General features: G+C 43.4%; 18 protein-coding genes. 4 read left to right on the forward strand and 14 right to left on the reverse strand.

Annotation, left to right across the window (positions count from 1 at the left end):
- Window positions 1–8 precede the first annotated feature (8 nt).
- Window positions 9–182: a helix-turn-helix domain-containing protein gene (locus tag ACL9RM_RS16995; protein WP_231109398.1), complete on the forward strand. Its 174-nt coding sequence runs from the start codon at window positions 9–11 to the stop codon at window positions 180–182.
- A 182-nt stretch (window positions 183–364) separates the two neighbouring features.
- On the forward strand, window positions 365–1,591 hold the full coding sequence (locus ACL9RM_RS17000) for a sugar efflux transporter (RefSeq protein ID WP_165179268.1): 1,227 nt from the start codon (window positions 365–367) through the stop codon (window positions 1,589–1,591).
- Window positions 1,592–1,598: 7 nt separating this feature from the next.
- Here the strand turns inward: ACL9RM_RS17000 and ACL9RM_RS17005 are convergent, their stop codons facing one another.
- Window positions 1,599–2,816, reverse strand: a complete 1,218-nt coding sequence (locus ACL9RM_RS17005; protein ID WP_165179267.1) for a macrolide family glycosyltransferase — start codon at window positions 2,814–2,816, stop codon at window positions 1,599–1,601.
- 189 nt (window positions 2,817–3,005) lie between these two features.
- A complete protein-coding gene (locus ACL9RM_RS17010; protein ID WP_254327031.1) occupies window positions 3,006–6,314 on the reverse strand; it encodes a pectinesterase family protein in 3,309 nt (1,102 codons plus the stop codon).
- Between the two features lie 188 nt (window positions 6,315–6,502).
- On the opposite strand from ACL9RM_RS17010, the gene ACL9RM_RS17015 reads away from it, so the two are divergent.
- Window positions 6,503–7,342: a helix-turn-helix transcriptional regulator gene (locus ACL9RM_RS17015; protein WP_254327030.1), complete on the forward strand. Its 840-nt coding sequence runs from the start codon at window positions 6,503–6,505 to the stop codon at window positions 7,340–7,342.
- 223 nt (window positions 7,343–7,565) lie between these two features.
- Here the strand turns inward: ACL9RM_RS17015 and ACL9RM_RS17020 are convergent, their stop codons facing one another.
- The 8 genes from ACL9RM_RS17020 to ACL9RM_RS17055 all read right to left on the reverse strand — a co-directional run bounded on the left by ACL9RM_RS17020 (window position 7,566) and on the right by ACL9RM_RS17055 (window position 16,442).
- Window positions 7,566–8,603 (reverse strand): threonine aldolase family protein, encoded by a 1,038-nt coding sequence (locus ACL9RM_RS17020; protein WP_254327029.1) that lies wholly within the window; start codon window positions 8,601–8,603, stop codon window positions 7,566–7,568.
- Window positions 8,590–9,051, reverse strand: coding sequence for a MarR family winged helix-turn-helix transcriptional regulator (locus ACL9RM_RS17025; protein WP_025718002.1), 462 nt, complete (start codon window positions 9,049–9,051; stop codon window positions 8,590–8,592). Before ACL9RM_RS17025 ends, ACL9RM_RS17020 begins: the two co-directional genes overlap by 14 nt.
- 175 nt (window positions 9,052–9,226) lie before the next feature.
- Entirely contained in the window at window positions 9,227–12,337 is a 3,111-nt protein-coding gene (locus ACL9RM_RS17030) for an efflux RND transporter permease subunit (RefSeq protein WP_414126414.1), read from the reverse strand.
- The gene (locus ACL9RM_RS17035) at window positions 12,334–13,725 is read right to left on the reverse strand and encodes an efflux RND transporter periplasmic adaptor subunit (protein ID WP_414126423.1); all 1,392 of its coding nucleotides are present in this window, start codon (window positions 13,723–13,725) and stop codon (window positions 12,334–12,336) included. The genes ACL9RM_RS17030 and ACL9RM_RS17035 overlap by 4 nt, the downstream gene beginning before the upstream one ends.
- Before the next feature lie 201 nt (window positions 13,726–13,926).
- Window positions 13,927–14,577 carry a response regulator gene (locus ACL9RM_RS17040; RefSeq protein WP_250266737.1) on the reverse strand — a complete coding sequence of 217 codons (651 nt, stop codon included), beginning with the start codon at window positions 14,575–14,577 and terminating at the stop codon, window positions 13,927–13,929.
- On the reverse strand, window positions 14,574–15,806 hold the full coding sequence (locus ACL9RM_RS17045; RefSeq protein WP_250266738.1) for a sensor histidine kinase: 1,233 nt from the start codon (window positions 15,804–15,806) through the stop codon (window positions 14,574–14,576). The genes ACL9RM_RS17040 and ACL9RM_RS17045 overlap by 4 nt, the downstream gene beginning before the upstream one ends.
- Before the next feature lie 251 nt (window positions 15,807–16,057).
- Window positions 16,058–16,228: a hypothetical protein gene (locus ACL9RM_RS17050; protein WP_165179260.1), complete on the reverse strand. Its 171-nt coding sequence runs from the start codon at window positions 16,226–16,228 to the stop codon at window positions 16,058–16,060.
- A gap of 19 nt (window positions 16,229–16,247) precedes the next feature.
- Window positions 16,248–16,442 (reverse strand): H-type small acid-soluble spore protein, encoded by a 195-nt coding sequence (locus ACL9RM_RS17055; RefSeq protein ID WP_250266739.1) that lies wholly within the window; start codon window positions 16,440–16,442, stop codon window positions 16,248–16,250.
- A 199-nt stretch (window positions 16,443–16,641) separates the two neighbouring features.
- On the opposite strand from ACL9RM_RS17055, the gene ACL9RM_RS17060 reads away from it, so the two are divergent.
- A complete protein-coding gene (locus ACL9RM_RS17060) occupies window positions 16,642–17,841 on the forward strand; it encodes a macrolide family glycosyltransferase (protein WP_250266740.1) in 1,200 nt (399 codons plus the stop codon).
- A gap of 75 nt (window positions 17,842–17,916) precedes the next feature.
- Here ACL9RM_RS17060 and ACL9RM_RS17065 read toward each other — a convergent pair whose 3' ends face one another.
- The 4 genes from ACL9RM_RS17065 to ACL9RM_RS17080 form a co-directional block, all read right to left on the reverse strand.
- Window positions 17,917–19,332, reverse strand: a complete 1,416-nt coding sequence (locus ACL9RM_RS17065; protein WP_414126415.1) for a glycoside hydrolase family 32 protein — start codon at window positions 19,330–19,332, stop codon at window positions 17,917–17,919.
- A gap of 83 nt (window positions 19,333–19,415) precedes the next feature.
- A complete protein-coding gene (locus ACL9RM_RS17070) occupies window positions 19,416–20,243 on the reverse strand; it encodes a carbohydrate ABC transporter permease (protein WP_069290469.1) in 828 nt (275 codons plus the stop codon).
- Window positions 20,243–21,127, reverse strand: coding sequence for a carbohydrate ABC transporter permease (locus tag ACL9RM_RS17075; RefSeq protein WP_414126416.1), 885 nt, complete (start codon window positions 21,125–21,127; stop codon window positions 20,243–20,245). Before ACL9RM_RS17075 ends, ACL9RM_RS17070 begins: the two co-directional genes overlap by 1 nt.
- Window positions 21,128–21,188: 61 nt before the next feature.
- The gene (locus ACL9RM_RS17080; protein WP_414126417.1) at window positions 21,189–22,514 is read right to left on the reverse strand and encodes an ABC transporter substrate-binding protein; all 1,326 of its coding nucleotides are present in this window, start codon (window positions 22,512–22,514) and stop codon (window positions 21,189–21,191) included.
- Window positions 22,515–22,571 lie beyond the last annotated feature (57 nt).

The following is a 22,571-nucleotide window of genomic DNA, read 5'->3' on the forward strand; positions in this document are numbered from 1 at the left end:
GTTTTCCTTTGTCTAAGAAGAACGAATACAATGCGATTGAGAAACTAGCCATCATACAGGAGTTAAAAGCAGGACAGAGCAGCCGTGTGGAAGTAGCAAAAAAACATAACATCAGCGTTACCACCTTAGTGAAATGGCGACATCGCTATGAGTTGTACGGAATGGGGAAGCGAAAGCTATGAGCAAGGGGCGGTCTACCCATCATCAGGAACGAATAGACAGTATCTTTGCCTGTATATTGTCCTGCTCATCAAAGCGAAAAATAATATATAATATTTTACACCATGTGAATATACAAATTATGCTAAAGTCATATATAGTTTGGTTGGGATAGGTATGTATTCGGAAGGAGTGTAAAAATGAAATGCTAAAGCGTATTCAGAATCTTTTTGTTATCCCTAACTACCCATTGTTCATGATCTGCATGTTATTGCAAGGCATGGCTATATCCATCAGCGCACCTTTTTTAGCTGTATATTTTACAAGTACACTTGGCGTATCTGTGGGAACCTTTGGTGTGTTTACAGCGGTAACTTTGATTTGTGGCATATGGATAAGCTCTCTGATTGCCAAACGTTCTGATACCGGATTAGATCGTAAACAAATTTTGGTGATTTGTACGTTATTTAATGCCATAGCCTTTGCAGGATATCTTGTAATCCAAAATTTTTATGTACTTTTTGTTTATATGACGATCTTTACGGCCATTGGTGCTCCTGGGATGCCGCAGTTATTTGCCAGTGCACGTGAAGCAGTAGATCGCAGTAAATCTGCGGATCACGCCTTTGCTAATTCAACGCTTCGGTCTATGTTTTCTCTCGGCTTTATTACCGGGCCGCTTTTGGGTTCCTTTTTGATTGCACATACGGGCTTTAAAGGTATCTTTATGGGAACGACCTCTATTTTTGTTCTCATTGCTGTTCTTTTATTCTTTTTTATCCAGCAGCCTCCCGCTCAGCTTAAACATAAAAATCAACTTTCACTTCATAACATTACATTACATAAAAATATTGAGATTCTGATCCCTTTCTCAGTTCTTACTCTGCTCTATACGTCTCACTGGATGAATAGTTTAAATATTTCCTTGTTCATCATTCACAATTTAAAAGGTGACACGAGTGACGTTGCTCTAGTATCCAGTATTTGCGCCATTTTAGAAATACCTTTGATGCTTATGCTAGGCGTACTAGCAGCTAAATACTCCAACCGTTTGCTTGTATTTTTAGGGGCATTAACAGGAGTTGTCTATTATATCCTTGTCCTTATGTCTACGGAGATGTGGCAGCTATTCGTGGGGCAACTTCTTCTAGCCTTCTTTGTTGCAGTGATTTCTGCCATTGGCATTAGTTACATGCAGGATTTGTTGCCCTCTCTTCCAGGGTACGCATCGACGCTATATTCCAATGCGACAACTATCGGAAGACTGGTGGGGAGCTTAATGGGCGGATTAACCGCTCAATGGATGGGTTACCGAAACACCTATTGGGTATGTTTGGCCCTAATCATCTGCTCCCTGGGTCTCCTGGCAATTTCGAAGAAATTAGAGTTTGAAAAATCTGCTGCTTTAAAAGAAAGGAATCACAGTATATAGACTGCGCTTATTTTTCTATGGTGGAGAAATGACTCATAATTGTATCTGCCGCATGTCTATACCCACCAGCCTGACGTAATGATTCGCCGATCACATAAGCCTGTTCTTTATAGGTTGGATGACTCAATACCTCTAATAAGGCTACTCTCAAACTAGCGGGTGTAAGCTTATTTTTATCCACAACAACACCCGCTCCCAGTTCCTGCACCCGACTGGCTACGATTGGCTGATCCGATGTTAAAGGAATCATGACCTGCGGTACATTGTAATATAAGGCTTCACTTGTACTGTTCATCCCCGCATGTGTAACAAAAGCATCCACATGCTGAAGCATTTCCAATTGCGGAATATAAGGCTTGATTATAAAATTGTCAGGGATACACGGGGCCAATGGCTCCATGTCTGTATAATTGCCTGAAGACAGCACAAACTGCACAGGCAAATCGCGAAATGCTGCAAAACAAAGCTTATAAAATTCCAAGTCTTTATTCAAAATAGTACCCATCGAAATGTAAACCGCCTGTGGATGCAGAACACGAAGTTGTTCGAACGGGAAAGATGGAGCATCTTTACGCGGTACAATAGAAGGACCTGTAAAAATAAAACTGTGATCCAGTTTTTCAGCTTGCGGTTGAAAATAGCGGCTTGTATAAACGATTCTTAAGCGCCCGCCATGAGGAGCAATCTTTTCTATAGCTGGAGCCTCAACCTGAAGTTCATTAGCTAGTTGATGCGTTATTTGCATCGTAGCCGTGTACAACTTCTTTACCTCCGGATCATTGTCATTCATGCCTTGCCCCGATCCCAATGGCTCTACGAAAGCAAAAGAAGCGATAGAGCACACAGCAGGGATTCCTAGCTTCTCAGCAATAATCGTGCCTCCCCAGCCCATCAAAGAATCATAGATTAAATAATCATAGGTTCTGTTTTCAATAACTCTCAAAACCTCTGGAATAATCGGAAGAATCATACCTTTTACCATCATGTACACAAATTGATAATGATGTTTGTATTCTGCTGGCTTTAAATCAGAGTCTTTAGAAAAAGCATCATCAACAAAAGGGTAGGTTATCATCTGTGCTCCTGTCTGTTGAATTCTCGTACGATATTCTTCCGTACACACATAGTCAACATACTCCCCACTGTCTACCAACCTTTTCACTAATCCTAATGTCGGATTAACATGGCCTTCAGCAGGCGTGATCACTACTAACACACGTGCCATACCTTACACCTCCAAATCAATAATAAATTACAATTTGAAATAAATGCACTTTTAACATAGCAAACATTTACCATATAAACAAGTTTCTTCAATGCCGAAAATTAAGTATGTATCCTCTACTCAAACTATAGAAATAAGCGAGGCTGAACGCTAGAAGCGCTTGCCCCGCTTAACCATTGAACATCAAATTTAAAGACGCCAATCCCAATGATCTGTCCCGCTCAGAACAGCTTCAACGGTGTACTGGCTTGCTTCATCGGCGGTAAGCTGTTTGGCCCAAGGTACACGCCCGCTACTTTCTGCACCTGGCCCAAAGTTGTCAAACTCTCCAAATCTTGCGGTCTGCTCATTGGATTCCTTGCCCCAATTATTCCAGCCGCCCGGCTTGATATGTTCATCCATATAGGTCTTCAAAAAAGTAACATGAGCGTAAGGGCGCCATGGCCGTCCGAGATCCACCTTGCCTGTCAAACCACTTTCTGTTGTCAGACGACATTGAATAAATACAAAGCCCGGCTTGTTCTCTTCTGTTGAAGCTGCTGTCACATATCCAGCACGCAGGCTGTGTATGATCGAATTATCAAACACGGCAGGTGCATTGCCAAATATAAAATCTACACTGCCACTGATGTAGCTGTCCTTGAAATACTGTCTGCCACGGTTCACAAGCAACGTATCCTGTAGGCCAGTAATTTTGACATTGTGATACTTACCACGATCGCCTTCGGCATATAACGCTACAGCCTGCACCTGCCCGGTTCCTTCTGTATTGGCAACCGTGACATTCTCCAACACAAAATCGGGACTTTGCACACGCATTGTATAGCTGTTGCTTGTTCCTAATTCTTTTCCGTCCACCACGGTTTTGGCCGTATCATCAAAAGAAATGATCGTTTTGTCGCGATCTTCTCCGATAATGCTCAGATTTTTTTTGGAGGAATTCACCTTTATTTTTTCACGATACGTACCATTTTTGAGATGGATAACTGTCCTTGTGTTGCTGTCGTCAGGGACTGCGTCAATCGCTGCCTGAAGAGATCTAAAGTCAGCAGGGCCATAGGTCGCTACCACCACACTAGTGGGATGAGTCCCTCCTGAGTCTGTCAGGTTGCGGATGGTGACATTGCTGAATTCCGACGTATTGTAATTCCATACATCGTTTTGTTGTTTGGATGCATCGGTAGCCAACCCGATCAATAGCGGCTGATTATTCGGCACATCTATAACAGTTTCACCAACCTTCTCCCAGTTCGTCACACCATCTGCGGATACCCAGCCGGTAACCTTTTGTCCTTGTCGTACCAGACGAACCGAATATGGCGTTGCAATAAAAGTCTCCATTGAAGCACGTTTCGTCTTACCATCCGTTTGATCACGACTGATAAGAATACCCTGTTTGCCATATTTAACAAATGCTAAAGACATAAAAGCCATTTTTGATCCAGGCTTCAGCGATTCACGAATCATTACACCCGCTTCGGCATTATCATCCACCGGGGTAATTTGTTCCACACGGGCTGTAATTTCAGTGTCACCTTCCCATTTTTGATAAGCATAATGGAAAATATCTGCCTTACCGTCAACGTCTCCCGCTGACTTCAGTCTTATACTGCTGCCGCTTGCATCTTCTTTTAAGACCTGAGTATGCCCTTTTATATAACCATCGTTGCCCTCAGAGCCAATTTCTTCGCTGAGCCAACTTCCCGATGGCGCAGTCGTATTGACGTGAATGGTAACAGGATTGGAAAATGCAGCAGTCCCCTTGCGGTCGGTCACCCGTACAATAATATTATGGGTACCGTCTGTTACATGATTCCAATCGAGATGATAAGGCGCGGTCTCTACTTTACCAACAAGTTTGCCGTCAATGATAAATTCAACATGAGCAATACCATCTTTGTCCTTGGCTGTTGCTGTTATGGTCGCATCACTGCCTGCTTCTAAAATATCGTTATGCTTTAGTGAACGTCCGTTTGCATCCGACACCTGAACGACGGCCTCTGGATTATCCACCTCATTTCCATTCGACAGCTTCTCAATAAGATCATTTAAATAGACCTCCAAATTGGTATATCCCTTGACAAAATGAGTATACGTCCCTGTGCCGGCAAGCCCCTGACCGTTACGGTCATCTGCATTTTTGGGGTCCAGCCCATGGGCACGTTCCCATTCATCCGGCATTCCATCATGGTCACTGTCAGAAAGCTCCGTCGTCGTTACGTTAGAATCGTCGTAAATCCACCCTGCTTCACGCGGAGAGTTAATAAATGCACCCGTTCCATTCTTCACATCATTCATAATTCGGGCGTCCACCGCATCTCTTCTTGGCAGCGTGGCTCCTGAGCTGGCAAGCACCTCCGTATATGCGGTTTGTGCATCTGTCGCTTGATATGGACCATACGCATCCGGTGAAATTCCGTTGTCGTATTCCCCTCTGACTTCAATCGGCTCCGCCAAACGGGTGGAAGGATCAATAATTGACCCAATGGATGTGCCAAGCTGCCAGTTGTCTTTCGTAACCGAGTCATTGCCGTACATGTAGTTACCACCAATAAAGATGCGTGTTTTATATTTTTTACTACCTACGTCTACAAAAATTTGACCGCGAACGTCCTCATATGTGTTGGGGCCATACTTATAATAGTTATTCAGCACATTATACGATCCTTCACCGCCACCGTATGAAGAGAAAAATCCCCAGTTATAAATGACATTATTGGTCATTTCCACAGCGTCGATTTGTTTTTTATCGGTTGGAAAACGCGGATTACGACTTGCATTGTGAGCCAACAAATTATGATGATAGGTGGAATTTCGTCCGCCCCATATGCCGCCATAGCCGTGGCGACCTTTCTGATGCGTGGTCATTAGCATACTTTCGGACGCAATGGACCATTGTACTGTTGTATTGACATTGTCATACAGGCTCAGTACCTCATCCACCGACCAGCTAAAGGAACAGTGATCAATCATTATGTTTTTATGGTATCTGGCTCCTAACGCGTCATCCTCACTGGGGTAACGGTCGGTCAATCGGAAACGCAGGTAACGGAGAATGACGTTATCTGCATCAATCCCTGTTGTGTAATCGCTTACAGTTATGCCATCGCCAGGAGCTGTCTGACCCGCAACCGTCAGGTTGTTTCCCAAGATTTTAAGTGGCTCCTTGAGATGAATCGTTCCACCCACCCGGAATACGACCGTCCGATTATCGGAGCTGACCGCTGCGCGAAGAGATCCGGGGATTATCTGTTCCCCTTTGCCGTAGTCTGCCAGCGTGGTAACCTCATACACTTCACCTCCGCGTCCACCGGTAACATATTTACCGCCACCCTCAGCCCCCGGAAACGCCGGAATATCCGTCGCCACTTTTGACACCTTTGCATTCTCTGTTCCTACCGCAGTTTCCGCTTGGATTAGTGGTGGGCACAAGGTCAACAACAATGAACCCACAACCACATTACATAGCACCTTTTTCCATGTACGCTGCTTGCTCATATTCTGTTTCCTCCCTAAGATTTTCTTCCACATTAGCGCATATTTTTATAAAAACACGATCCGAGACGTTCAGAAGCGCCTTCACCTCCTTTCATCAATCTTTTCTGCTTTTATCATTGGCAGGTTGTCATATATACTGGTGGTATATGAATGCGCTTACTTATCTTAATTTGCAAAGGAAGAAGCACATGAATGAAATGAAAGAAGATAAATATGTCATTGGAGAACAACAATTCTCCATTCATCACATCTATCGTACCGGTTTCACAGTTATGCCCCGGCCTCATGTCCACGAGAACTATGAGCTGTATCTCTTACTGCGAGGCGAACGCATCTATTTTATGAATGGCAAGGTATACACCGCTCGCAAGGGGGATCTGATATTCATCCTTCCTCATGACTTGCACTCTACCGCCAGTACGCAATTGCAGGAAACGGAGCGCATTTTGATTCATTTTTCTCCGACGTTTCTCCCACAGCAGGATCATGACATTCTTGACCTGCCTCCGTATCAGCAATCCGCGTTGCTTCGCTTACCTGCGAGAGAGCAAGTGGAGGTTGAACGTTTATTCCTACAGATGAATACCGAATGCAGGAATAAGCAGCCTCTGCATGACCGTTGCGTACAGCATTTACTGCTGGAAATGCTTATTCTGGTGCACCGATCGGAAGCGATCGAGCGAAGTGAACCTGTTTCCTCTCATCCCATGCATCAGAAAATCACGGAAATTTCTTCTTTTATTCAGGATCATTACAATGAACCGTTAACTCTCGAACAAGTGGCCGCGTGCTTTTTCATCAGTCCAGCTTACCTAAGCCGTATCTTTCTAAAGTTGACTGGTTTTCATTTCAGCGAATACATCCGCGTAGTGAGGGTCAGAGCGGCCCAAACAAGACTTCGAACCACCAAAGACAAAATCCAGCATATTGCAGAGGAAGTGGGGTTCGGTCATACTTCCCACTTTAATAAAATCTTTAAAAAAATAACTGGGCTCTCCCCTCTTCAGTACCGAAAGCAGGTTCGGTAGATATTCAGTGTAAAGAATTAGACGCCGATTTTATACCTCCGCTCTTGTCTTGTTTTTCCATTTTTATATCCACTTGCTCTTTCATGGAACTAAAGACAAGCCGCTTTGGAATAAGTAAAATGCACAAAAAAAACCATACTTCGCTGCAATGCATGCAACGAAGTATGGCTATTCCATAGTCATTTTACATCTTTAAAATTATAAATTACTCTTGCTATGACCTTTATCGCAATGCTTTAATATCCTGAATCAGCAATTCAACATTTTCTTTCTTCGTAGCCCAACTGGTACAGAATCGAACTGCACTATGTGTATCATCAACCTTTTCCCAAAAGGAGTAAGTATATTTTTCACTCAATGCCTTTAGTATACGATCTGGTAAAATCGGAAACTGCTGATTAGTTGTAGAACGGTATTGAAAAGAAAAACCTTGCTCAGATAATCCGTTTTGAAGCAGCATTGCCATATCTATAGCGTGTTTGGAAATTTCAACGTATAAACCGTCTTCAAACAAAGTTTCGAATTGAATGCCCAACATTCTTCCCTTAGCCAGCAGTCCTCCTTTTTGCTTGATCATATATCGAAAATCTTTTTTCAATGTATCATTTAGAATGACTACTGCTTCTCCCATCAAGGCTCCAATTTTGGTCCCGCCAATATAAAATACATCGCATAGCTTTGCTATATCTGCTAAAGATACGTCGCTATCTTCGGCCACCAAGCCATAGCCTAATCGGGCTCCATCTATAAACAGTGGTAAACCACACTCTTGACAGACTCTACTTAATGCTTCCAGCTCTGATTTGCTATAAATCGTTCCATTTTCAGTAGGTTGGGAAATATAAACCATCCCGGGCTGTACACTATGCTCAGGAGCGGCATCATTCCAGTGAGCGTCATATAGCTCCTTTACCTGCTCAGCCCGGATTTTCCCATCATCACTTGGCAAAGTAAGTACTTTATGCCCAATAGCTTCAATCGCTCCGGTCTCATGTACGGCAATATGTCCAGAAACTGCAGCAACGACGCCTTGATGCGGACGCAGAATAGAAGAAATGACGGTGGTATTGGTCTGTGTACCTCCAACCAAAAAGTGTACATCCGCATTTGGGGAGTCACATGCTTCTTTAATATATGCTCTGGCTTTTTCACAATGATCGTCGACACCATAACCTGGAGTTTGTTCATCATTAGTCTCCAGTAGTCGCTTTAATATGCGCTCATGAGCACCTTCGGTATAGTCGCATTCAAATCGTATCATTCTGTATCCTCTCCAAATTATCCAATTTCTTCTGAATTAACAACATAGAAGCATGTAATTCCTTTATCTCTTCTTCTGAAAGTCCTTGAACTAATTTTAGAATTTGTTCATCAGACCTTTCATTCAGTTGGTTATAGAACTCCTTTCCTTTAGGAGTCAAACGAATCAGATTTGTTCTATTATCCAACGTTGAATTTTCCTTAACAAGAAAGCCCTCTTTGCAAAATTTAGCAATGATCCTACTCATATAGCTGCGATCAATTTTAAGAGATTCGACTAGAGTATTCGCAATACATGGCTCGATCAACCCGATCTCTATAATGACACGGGCCTCAGTAAAGGAATATCCGCTATCCAACACATGTCTATCTAAAACACCCAGTATATTCGTATAGAACCGATTAAAACGCCTCATATCCGCTATCATATTAGCATCTATATTGATCATAACTCCCCCAATTTAGTGGACTTTTGCAACAATTATAGTAATGATTTTTGTGGACTCTGTCAATGAAATAATAATCAATATCGACAAAAGAAAAAATCGTACATTAAGACACTCGTCTAATGCACGATTTCATAGTAATAAGGAGATAATGAAGTATATTCTTTTCTATATTTACCTATAAGGTCATTGAGCTATCGCTATTTATAGCCTTTTCCTTCTTATGCTTCCGTTTCAGCTTCAGATGAGCTACGACCATATACAGCGTCGGAACTACAAACAATGTTAAAATAGTTGAAAAAATCAGTCCGAAAATAATGGTCGTTGCTAACGGTTTGAACAAGATCTCGCCTATTGTGGCAATAGGGATCATACCCACAATCGCAGTTAGCGAAGTAAGCAAGATCGGACGGAAACGGGCAGAGCATGCCATTAGAATGGCGTCTGTTAAATCAGCGCCTTCACGCCGCGCATCTTCAATAAACTCTATCAACACGATACCGTTACGCACGACGATACCAGCAAGTGAAATGATACCCATAATACTCATGAATCCAATTGGCATCCCCGAAATAAAACTTCCAAGGATTCCTCCTGCCGCTGCCAGATAAACAGTGGTCATAATAATGAGCGGTGTGGAAACCGAGTAAAACTGCATGGTGATTAAGAGGAGAATAAGAAAAATAACAATCACAGCTAATTTGCCCAAATCCTTAAACATATCAGACTGCGCGGATGTTTCCCCTCCCATCTCCCAGCTGTAGCCTGGTTCAAACTGGGTATTTGTAAGTTTGCTACGGATATCATTAGTGAGTTCTGTAGCTGTACGCCCATTTCCATTGGCTGAGATCGTTACCGTCCGTTCCAGATCATAGCGGTGGATTTGTTGGATGGAAAAGTCCGGTTTCATCGTGGCTAATTGGGATAAGGGGATTTGCTCCCTTGCCGCATTGTTCACACTTAATTGTTGGAATAATACCTCAGGATCATGGTTTGGTTTGTTCATGTATATATTGACATCAAGCAATTCCTTACCCGTATCAAAATCCGTTACATTCACCCCGTCACCCATTAATAGCAAAGTACGCGTTAAATCGGAATAGCTAACCTGATATTTATCCAAGGCTTGCTGATTAATTTGGAAATTCAGATTATAGCTTTGCATACCCATATTATCGGTCACATCTACAGCTCCGGGGGTTCCCGCAACGATTTCTTTGACTTTAGTTGTCATGTTTTGCAGCTTATCAATGTCTTCTCCTTTTATACGGATAGACACCGCACTGCCGACCGGAATACCTAATTGGGGAACGCGAATGCTGATTAATGCAGATGGATATTTAGCTTGTAGCGTATGGGTCCAGTTATCCACTGTTTTTTTGAGATCAAATAGCCCCTCTTTTCCAACGACAGCAATTTGGCCATTTACCGCCCCCCCAGAGCCGTGACCACCTGCAACATCGCTGTACAACTGAGGCGCTCCTCCACCTGCCGTTGCCGCCAACCGCTCCGTTTCTGGCTGTTTTTTGACCCACATGCCAATCTCGTTAATAACCTGATTGGTTGCCTGCAACGATGTTCCTTCTGGCATCGTTATACTGATCGTGGCATCCGCTTGATCGGAATCCGGAAATAACTCAATAGGAACAACAGCTAGTAGTCCATAAGCTGCTGTACCCATCATAAGACCAATAAGCGCTGTTAAAAGTGGGCGTCGCAGTATTCTTGGCATCCAGTTTTTAGAGTACACATTGGATAGAGACTGGATTTGATTCCCCAGAAGTCCAGGTGGCTTAACTGTCCTACTACTCTCTTTTCCTTTACGACGTTGATCATACCATTGACGGAAAATAGGAATGATCGTTAATGACATAATCATGGACGCCAGCATCGTTAACGAAATAACGGTAGGTATCGGTTTAATAAAGTCACCAATGGTGCCCGGCAGGAATAAAAGCGGGGCAAATGCTGCAACCGTAGCTAGTGTAGCTGTAATGATTGATAAGGATACCTCTTTCGTTCCTTTAATGGCTGCCTCCGTAGCATCTTCCCCAAATTCAGTGCGTCGGCGTTCAATATTGTCATTGACCACGACGGCATCATCAACCAATATCCCTAGCACGATGATTAATCCGATGACTGAAATTTGATTCAGCGTGATTCCTGTTGTGGGCAAGAAAATAAAGCCGATGGCGATGGAGACAGGAATGGCCAAGGCCACAAATGCAGAAGTCAACAAATTTAAACCTAATGTACATATAACAATGACCGATATAATAGCGATGATCATCTCTTTGGTCAGGTTTCCAAACATTTCATCTACTCGATCATTTTGCGCAAAAAGCAGCTCAAAATGTACATTCTTCGGCAAACTGCTCACAAGTTCATTGATTTTGGCTGTAGTCGCTTTAGATACCGTTGGCACGTCTGTGCCTGTATCTCCACTCACACTGATCGAAATAGCAGGCTTGTTATTCACATACGTATAACTAGCTGCTTTTTTAAAAACAAGTGAGGCTGTCCCTACATCTTTCAGAGATATCGGGAATCCATCGTCATTACTTGAAATCTGGACGTTATTTAGAATGGATGGATCGGTAGAGGCATTTACCGTCAGCTGATAAGTACGCTCATTGAAATCCATACTACCTGTAGGAACTCTTTCATTCTCATTTTTGATTGCTTGAACAACCTGCTCCCAGGAGATGTTATATTGTTGCATCTTTTGTGTGTCTAAACTGATTCGTACTTCTTGATCTGGTATTCCTTGAATATTAACTTGCGAAACACCCGAGACCGTTTTTAACTGATCTTTCCATTTGTTCATTAATTCATTCAACGAGTATAAATTCTCAATTTTATCAGAAGTAATCGCATATGAACCAATGAAAGAGCTTGTCATGCTATCATTGATAACCGGCTGCATCGCATCATCTGGAAGCTCGGACTGTGCATCCTGTACCTTTGTACGAAGATCAGCCCATACCTTTGTCGGGTCTGCATCTTCAAAAGCTTCTACAGTTATACTGGATTGGCCTTTAGATGAAGTGGAAGAAATCGTTTTGACACCTTGTACGGCTTTAATTTTCTGTTCCATGACCTTAGTAATGGTTTGCTCGATTCTTTCGGGTGAGGCGCCCGGATAGATGGTTGTAACACTGGCTGACAAAGGAATAACATCGGGCTGCTCTTGTTTAGGTAACGATGTAAAATTGTAGAGCCCTAGCACAATGCACATGCCAAAGAAAATGAGTGTAATTTTTTGTTTTTTAACGATATATTTAATCATTCGGACGACTCCTCCGATTTCTCAAGTACGTCATTCCCAATTAAATCACCATTAAATAAGGTTCCTGCTCCTTGTGTAACGATTTGATCGCCTGCCTGTAATCCAGAGACCACTTCGAGCTGATTATTAGTCACTTTTCCCAGTTTAATCGGTGTTTTGACGGCTTTTCCGTTTACTGCTTTAAAGACATAAGGATCACTTCCCGTACTAATTACGGCCTCTACGGGCACTAAAAGCGCTTCGTTTTGATTCATGCTTTTAGATGCGCTTATGACTTGACCAGGTTTCCAATTCAGTTCGGGATTGGGAATGCTAACTTCCACATTGATGCTTCCCGTTTTGGAGTTAGTCGATGGATAGATCTGAGTAACGGTCCCTGTTCTAATTTCATCATAGAGAGATATATTTACTTTTTGGTTTTTCTTCCACGATAAGATTTCACTGTCCGGTACAGGGAGGAGTACTTTTAAAGTCTTGATATTTCCGACAACAAATGCCTCACTCCCGCTGGAGCCCAGTTGGCCATCAGATATCTTTTTTTCAATCACAACACCCGTGATCGGGGAAGTTAAAGTTGCTTTTTTCAGTGACAAGGATGACTGTTCATAAGCAGCCAATGCATCCTCATAGGTAGCCTGCGCCTGAGCTTTACTGGCTAGTCCTTGTTGTATAGTAGCCCTAGCCGATTCCAGCCCTGCCCTGGCCTGATCTACCCCAGCCGAAGCTTGGGCACGCTGTTCCTGGGATGCCCCTGCAAGCAAAAGAGACAATTTCTCTTGCGCATCACTTAAGCTTTTTTGTGCGTTTGCTAATTCCAGCTGCGCATTCTCATTTTCCGTTAATGATACTGCACCTGCCTGGAATAGACTTTGGGACCGTGCGGCATCCGCTTTCTTCTTGTTATAATTATTAGTTGCTACAGTAACCGCATTTTGAGACTGTGCAATCTCCTGCTTTTTGGCGCCATTGTTCAATTCCTGCAATTTGGATTGGGCCGCATTAACCTGGGATTGTGAACTATGAATGCCCGCCTGGGCCGATTGAACAGAAGCCTCCGCTTGGCTAACACCAGCCTTTGCCTTTTCCATGGTTGCCTTTGCCCGATCCAGCTGTAACTGGTAAGCAGATGTATCTAACTTCGCAAGGACACTTCCTTTTTCTACTGAATCCCCAACTTCGACCATAGTGTTCAATATACGTCCATCCGCTTCAAAGGAAACATTGGCCTCATTACTTGCCTGCAATGTTCCCGCCAAATTAAAATCATTGGCCAAAGGTTTCATTGCAAGTTTCTCAATTTTCACTGGGTGACTGGCTTCTGTTACAGAGTTCTCCGATGCACTGGAGCAACCGGAAGCTACTAAAGCTAATGCAACCCCTGCAATCATTATCCTGATTTCTTTTCTCTTCAACTAATGTCATCCTCTCTGATTCTCTCTTCTAAAGGTGCTATCAGCAACCCGTGGGTCAAGTAAACTTTTTCATCCTTTTTTCATGTTATAGCAATGAACAAACAAAAAAATCGTACAAAGGGGCAAGCACCTTATGTACGACTGGGCAAATAAATAACATATTTTCAGTTATTATTTCTAAAGCTGTAAAATACCACGTTCCAACGAAACGGCAACGGCTTCGGATCTGGAATCAACACCAAGCTTGTTATAAATATTCGTTAAATGTGCCTTTACGGTACGCTCGGAAATTCCCATATCAAACGCAATTTCCTTACTTTTAAAACCATGTGCAACAGACTTTAATATGTGTCTTTCCTTATCAGTCAGAACTAAGCTTCTTTCGTGTGATTCTATCTCAGCTTCTCTCTTATTCGTAGCAGCAAATACCCTTGCTGTTATTTCTGGCTGAAGCAGCGTTTCACCCCTTAGCGCAGACTCAATAGTGCGAAATAAGTTTTCTCGACTGGTATCTTTTAGTAAATATCCTTTTGCCCCCAATGAGAGTCCCTTAATCATTAAATCATCTTCGTTATAGGTCGTCAGGATAATGACTGGTGTTTCATTTTGTTTTTCTCTGAGGGCTTTCATGGTTTCCAAACCACTCATTTGTGGCATATATAAATCCAACAATATGACATGCGGCTGAAGTTCTTCGATCAATTTAAGAGCCGTTACACCTTCTCCAGCTTCACCAATCACTTCATAACTGTCATTAGTCTCCAGCACCAGCTTTAATCCTTCTCTAACTACCCAATGATCGTCGACGATTAAAATCTTGTATTTCATGATAGGTCTCCTTTAGTAAGAGGCGCCTCTATTTTTATAGCTGTACCTTCTTGAAATATACTGCTGATATTGATTTTCCCACCCAGCATCCGTACACGTTCATGTATGCCTATTATTCCGTAATGCCCTGTTTGCTTGGCAATAATATCCGTATCAAATCCTTTTCCATCATCGCGAATCTCAATTTCAATCATGCCCTCTTTATCTAAAATATGAATCCATACGGTATTAGCATGTGAATGTTTCGCTACGTTGGTTAAGCACTCGCTTATAATAAACAATCCATGTTCGAACAACAGTCTGGGGACTGAAGCTTTAATTTTGATATTGCGTATTACACGAATGCTCGTAGCCATTGTAAATCGCTGTATTTCTTCCTCCACTGCTTCTGCAAAATCAACTTCCGAGATGGTTTTCGAACGCAGATTGTCTATAGCTCGCCTTGAATCAGACAATGTTCTTCGCACTTGTGACATCGATTGTTGGACGATCTCCTGAGCTCTTTGCGTACTCCCTTTTGTCAGATGGGCATCAATGGCTTCAAGTTGCATGATTAGCCCAGCAAGCCCTTGAGCCAGCGTATCATGAAGATCACGGGCCATACGTTGCCGTTCGTTAGCAATTGTAAGTTCTTCGACCTTTTGATGTGCGATTTCAAGTTCTTTAAGAACGTTTTGCGTTCGGATTCGTGCTTTGACTTGTTTGAGAAAAAGAACGGCATAAGCTACTATAACAACTGCAATTAGAAAAAATAGCGGGATGAACAACACAAACTGCCTGCCATCATTATGCCAGACCACAGCTACACAAAAAAGTACATAGGAGATCAAAAATACAAGAATGACCTTAAGCGGCTTGTAATAAATACCTATACTCTGACCCACCAAAATTGGCATTAACCCAACCAGTACAATCGAAAAACTGTCAGGTAGAAGAAATGCACTTGAAAAGATCAATCCCCCTTGCACAACAAAATAAGCCCATGAAAAATATTTTGCAACTCTATGAGCATGCAAGTACAAGAGGATGTGCAATATGATGATTACAGTGAATAAGACACTTTGCAGCAGATTTAGACCACTAGACAAATGTTGAAGAATTACAGACTCACTATAAATTATAAAAATCCATATTATAGTTAATACTTTTGAAATATCTTTCTTCTCAAATTCACCTTCACTTATTTCCGGATCTAGATTTTGAATCTGTTCATTGAATACATCAATCATAATTCCCTCCTACAATTCTGAATTCGGCTTTTCAACTTATTAGAGACAACGCCGCTATGATGACCTGGTCCATTTAGTTTGAACAGAAATCATTTATATATTATTTTACAAAAAAACAAACAGAAAAAAACGTACACATGGGCAATATCATTTGTACGTTTGGGCATTAAATACTATTTGTTCGACTCCAGCCAAATATGTGTCATATAAAAAGCACGCAACAGGTTATCCTGTGCGCGCTTGGTCATTCTCTATTTCTCCTCCAACTCATCCGGTACATCGTACTTATTGATATGTGAAGTTATTGCTGCAACGGCTTCGCTGGCATCCGTCGTGGCCGGTACTTCTCTAACCACATCATCCGTCTGGTCACGAAAATTCAAGCGGTCTGCCTCGATTTCCTTCTGTTGATTGGGTTTCATTTTTCATATCGCTCCTTTCTTATTCCAGTACCTGATCTCGTTCTGTTAACGTGTATAAAGGTACTTCCCGTTCCTCTTCTGGATTGCTCAGCGCATAAATGCGTGCCGTCTCACGCTGTTCATTCACATGCTGAATATAAATGGGTAGCCCATCGCACAACACATCCGCCATGATGGAAGAGGACGCTATTTCTTGCGCTCTTTGAACATTCACTTAGAAAAAACCTCCCTTGCTAAGTAGAGTTCGCCTTTACTATGCACGAGTTAAATATTTGTTATACACATTTCATGCCAACATGTGTTTCACGATCATGAAAGGATATCATTTGAAAAAATAAATATTATTGTTATTATGGATTAAGAGATTCAGTGAAAACTGCGATCTTAATTGTAGAGAAAAGGAGTAATGATGAATGTTAAACGTATTAATGGTTAACTTTCCGGCAGAAGGACATGTAAACCCCACGCTTGGGATCACGCAAGCCTTTGCAGCACGAGGGGACCAGGTTCATTACATTACAACTGAGAAATACAAGAATAGACTCGAAGCAGTTGGAGCGAAGGTTCACCTGCATCCTGATCTGGTCAGGACTGCTTCCATTGATACCAACACTCCGGCAGGACTGAACGCATTTATGAATATTCATATCCAGACTTCGATGGACATCTTAGCCATCACTCAGGAGCTGTCCGAGCGTATTCAATTTGACTTGGTCTTCTATGATCGATTCGGAGCTGGTGAATTAGTAAGAGATTATTTGAATATTCCAGGCATTTCTTCATCCCCATCTTTTCTCATTTCAAATCATCTGATGGCTGCCAATCTCTTCCGCTCCGACGCTAAAGTACCGTTTCAGCCTGATGAACAAGTCACGTCTTCACTGCATCTCATGAAAGAAAGGTTCGGTGTTGCTCCCAAAGATCTGGTTCAATTTATGAACAATTCAGGAGCTTTGAATGTTGTATATACGAGCAGATATTTTCAACCGAATGGTGAACAATTTGGGGACGAGCATCTTTTTATTGGCCCCAGCTTCCCGGAGCGCAAAGGAGAAAATTCATTCCCGCTGGACAGACTACAGGGTAAAAAGGTTTTATATATTTCGATGGGAACTGTGCTGGACCACACTGAAGACTTTTTTAACACCTGCATTGAGGCTTTTTCCGATTTTGAAGGCATCGTCGTGATTGCAGCTGGCGAGAAAGCTGACTTTACCAAAATTAACCCGGCTCCTGAGCACTTTATCATCTCGTCTTATGTTCCTCAATTGGAGGTATTACGTCATTCAGATGTATTTATTACTCATGGTGGAATGAACAGTGTGAATGAAGGAATTCACTTTAATGTACCCTTGGTCGTGCTGCCTCAGGACAAGGATCAGCCCATGGTCGCGCAGCGGTTAACGGAACTTCAAGCGGGCTATCGAATAACTAAGGATCAAATCAACACACAAACGTTAAGAGATGCCGTACATGAGGTAGTGTCAAACGCAGCGTATAAAGAGGGCGTACAAAAAATAAATGACAGCTTCCAGCAATCCGGCGGTACAAAAGAAGCTCTCGCAAAAATTGATGCTTATCTTGATGCTTATCTGCAACATAAGCGCGCCTAAAATCACACGAGCAAAATGGCCACAAAAAAACAGGAATCTGACCATCCACGGTCAGGTTCCTGTTTGTATGCGATTCTATGCGAGGATATCCCACTTCTGGAACGAGGCAATCGTACAGTTTCCGTTCGCAAATGCACGAATACCTGTTGATTCCATTCCGGGATACACTCTTCCTGTGAGAACGTATTCGCCGTCGCCGATGAATATCTCCACAGAGCTTTTATCGACGAAAATCCGAAGCTCCAGGCGCCCCTCTTGTAATTCCAAGGGCACTCTTCTTTCTCCGCCCGGTCCGATACCGGCACGCTCACGGTTAAAACGGAACAGACCGTCATCGGGACGGTACGACAGTACAGTCTCCTCTTCGCTACCCACCCGCAGTTTCAAACCGAATTCATCGGTGTTACTGGACTCAAACTCAAATACGACCTTCAGTTCGTAGCTATCTCCGCGCGTGTCCATAATCTGCTCACCTGTCAGTAAGATATCTCGCTGCTCGAACAGATTGCATCGGTAATTCTTTACCTCTTCAAGTGGACGGAACAGCAGCCTGGCGCCGTCGATAACCGCTTCCCGCGGAAGACTCATCGCACCAGCCCAATGGTGCCCCTCCTGAGTCGGCATCTCCGATTCCCACATATCCATCCATCCGATAACGATACGCCGCCCTTTATCATCCAAGGTTGACTGTGGGGCATAGAAATCGAATCCGTGATCCACCTGAGCATACCGATCTGCCGTAAATGTTCCGACAGCGGAATTGAAATCACCTATACCGTACATGGTGGAATGCAGATTGCGGTAAGCCTCTCCCTGTGCAGGCATGCGCTGCGGGGATAGCATAAATACGTGCCGACCACCGAGCGGGAACAGATCTGGACACTCCCAATTATCGCCAAAGCGTCCGTCACTCACGGCTAGTACATTGACATACGTCCAGCTTTTCAGGTCTTCAGAACGGTAAAGCAGTACAAGTCCGTTCCCTTTGGCATCATTAGAACCGAGAACGGCGTAATATTGATCTTCGTGCCTGAACACCTTAGGGTCACGGAAGTCTTTACGGCTGATCGTGTCCGGTATAGCGTCATAACCGATAACTGGGTTGCCCTCCCACTTTTCGAACGTTATTCCGTCTTCTGATACTGCAATTCCCTGCGACTGCTTGTAATCCTGATCTTTGTCAGGCCCGGTTACAACATGTCCGGTATACATCAGGACAAGCTTTCCGTCCTGCTCAATCGCACTGCCAGAGAAGCAACCATCCTGGTCGAACTCACCGTCCGGTGCCAAAGCGATCGGTAGATAATCCCACTTCATAAGATCGCGGCTGACTGCATGTCCCCAGTGCATCGGTCCCCATACTGATTTATACGGGTAATGTTGATAGAACAAGTGATATTGCCCGTTATATTGAATGAAGCCGTTCGGATCATTCATCCAGCCCAATTCAGCCATTAAATGGTAGTGCAGCCGATAATCTGGCCGAAGCATATGCTTCGATTGGGAAATAAATTGATCTGCACGCTCTCTCGTATACGTTCTAGTCTGTTTGATAAAGCATCCTCCCCCTGCAGTTATTTAATCGAGCCTTGCATAACACCCTGAATAATATACTTCTGGGCGAACAGATAGATGATAATGATCGGAAATATCGTCAGTACCAAACTTGCCATCAATGGACCATAATCCACTGTATAGGTTCCATAAAAGTTGTACGTGGACAACGGAAGTGTCCTTTGCTCCGGATCGACAAGAATAAGGGACGGCAACAGAAAATCATTCCAGATCCACAGTACATTGAGAATGGAAATGGTGGCAGTCGTGGGCATCAGTACCGGAAACACAATCCGGAAGAATGTCTGAAACCGCGTGCAGCCGTCAATTAGCGCCGCTTCCTCCAGTTCCTTTGGAATACTCTTTACAAAACCATGATAAATGAAGACGGCCAGCGAGCTGCCAAAACCGATATACATGTAAATCAGCGACCACTTGCTGTTCAGTAGATCAAGTGATCCGTAGATTTTCACCAATGGAATCATGATAGCCTGGAATGGAATGATCATGGATGCAACCATCAGCATAAATGTATATTGGTTGAACTTGGTGTTGTTTCTGACAAAATAATGAGCCGTCATCGCCGCAAACAGTGAAATAAACAGAACACTTAACACCGTTATGACCAATGAGTTGGTGAAGGCAGCGATGTAATTCATTTTATCAAATGCATTCATATAATTGACCGTACTGAAGCTCTCTGGAAGCGATAACGGATTTGAGGTGATGGCCATGTTTTCCTTGAACGAATTGATCAGCAAAAAGACGAAAGGTACGATGAACAATATGAGTATGACTGTCAGCACAATGAATTTGATCACGGAGGAAGCAATTCTTTTTCTTGTCATTACGCCTCCACCTCCAACTTCTTGCTAAAATAAACCTGAAGCAGAGTGATGAGAGCAACCATCAGGAACAACACGAATGCTTCTGCCTGCCCCACACCATAATCACGGGAAAGGAATGCCTTTTCATACACATGCATCGACACCATTTGAGTACTGCTAAACGGCCCACCTTTCGTGAGCGCAAGGTTCACGTCATAGACCATAAATCCGCGCTGCAGGGACAAGAATATACATACGATGAAAGAAGGAACCATCAAGGGCAGCACCATTTTCCGCAGTCTGGTCCAGCTGTTTGCCCCATCAATGCTTGCGGCCTCCATAATATCATTCGGGACACCAGTCAACCCTGCGATGTAAATGACCATCATGTAACCTGCGTTCTGCCACACGGTTACAATCACGAGTGCCCAGAACGCTTTGTCGGGATCAGCCAGCCAAGTCGTGCTGAGCGACTGTATGCTGGCATGTTGTCCCAAATAGACAAGCACGTTGTTGAATATAAACTGCCATATAAAACCGAGTACAATGCCGCCGACAAGGTTGGGCAGGAAAAATCCCGCCCGGAAAATACTCTGTCCTTTTAACCCTTTTGTCAGCACATAAGCCAGCATAAAAGCGATCACATTGATAAGAACAACGGTATAAAACACATACTTGAGCGTCAAGCTGAACGATGTCCAAAACTCAATATCTCTAAAAACAGCCAGATAGTTTTGGACGCCAACCAGCGATAGTGTGGTGGAAATACCATCCCAGTTTGTGAACGTCAGATAGATGCCGTACAAAAATGGAATGATCATTACCGTTATGAAGGCAAACAAGGTTGGTCCGGTAAACAGCAGCCGCGTCCGCAGCCGATTCCATACTCCTTTTTCCGCAATCATGATGACCCCCCTCTCTTTGTCCCTGATTTCTCTCTCTATTCCGGGTAATTTGAAAACAACCTTATTTTACGGTCTTCCAGTAGTTTTCGATTTCTTTAACCAGTGTTGCACGATCGCCCTGTTTCGCCAGATACTTTTGCATGGAAGATCCTGTCTTGGACCAGTGGTCGGCAGGCAGCATACTCATCGACTGCTCTGACTTGCCTTTTGCGATATAATCCTGGATGGACTTGCCAAGCGGATCGGCCGCAGGCAGTGTAATATTTTTGAACGCCGGGATAATGTTTGCTTGGTTCACGAGGAAATCCTGGCCTTTCTCTTCATAGACGATCCAGTTCAGGAACTTCTTCGCCGCCTCTTGCTGTTCTGGAGTAGCCTTCTCCTTGTCAATAACAATGCGCTTGGATACAGCAGACGAAATTTCCTGATTGCCGTAGTCATCGGCATTGTTGCTGATGGGTACAGGCAGAAAACCATATTCTTTGTTAGCGGTATCAAAACTGTTGATTTGCGGCCATGCCCAGTTGCCCATGAACCAAATGCCAACTTCACCTTTGCCGAGCAGTTCCGGTCCGCGTTCATAAGTTCCTGCTAGCGGAGAAGCCTGATCGATATTGTATTTCATCATGACGTCGAATGTATCCATAAGTCCGTTAAATACAGGATTATTAGCCAAGTCCGCCTGGCCCGCTTTTAGTGACGCCATGAATTTGTCCACTTCAGCCATGTCTTTGTTCTGGCCTGCATAAGCAAGAGGCAAATAATGAGCGCCCAGGGACCAGTCCATTGATGAAATCACCAGTGCTTTCTTTCCGGATGTCTCGATTTGCTGAAACAGTTTTTCAAGGTCATTTCGGGTTTTAATTGTGGTGGGATCAAAGCTTCCGCCTACCGCTTTATCTACAACGGCTTTATTGTAAATGAATCCGTAGCCTTCAACAGCCAGTGGAAACGCGTAATTTTTACCATCAAATGTCGTAGCGGTGGTAGCGCTTTCAACAGTGTCCGCATTCCACTTTTCCCCGCTTAGATCGAGGATACGGTCCTTAAATTTCTCAACATCACCTGTATCTAGCATGATCATGGTCGGCGGGTTTCCTGATGCATACAAGGCAGAGGCACGCTCAAAAGGAGATCCACCAGTCGGAACCGGCTGGATTTCAACAGTAATGCCCGGATTGTCTTTCTGGAACGCCTTCGCGGCTTCCTCCAGCTGTGGAAGGATTTCACCTTTGGAGTTCAAAAGCGTAATTTTCACATTTTTCGAATCCCCTGATCCCCCTCCAGAAGCCGAATTACCTTCTCCTCCGGAGCCACTGCATGCAGACACCACCATAACCAAAAGGAGCAGCATTACCATCCATTGAACTCTTTTGAATTTCCTCATTGTTGTCATCCCCTTATTTATATAATGGCTCTGAACACTTAAATAAAACGCTTACAA

This window comes from Paenibacillus sp. S29, assembly GCF_049319765.1.
Taxonomy (GTDB): domain Bacteria; phylum Bacillota; class Bacilli; order Paenibacillales; family Paenibacillaceae; genus Paenibacillus; species Paenibacillus polymyxa_B.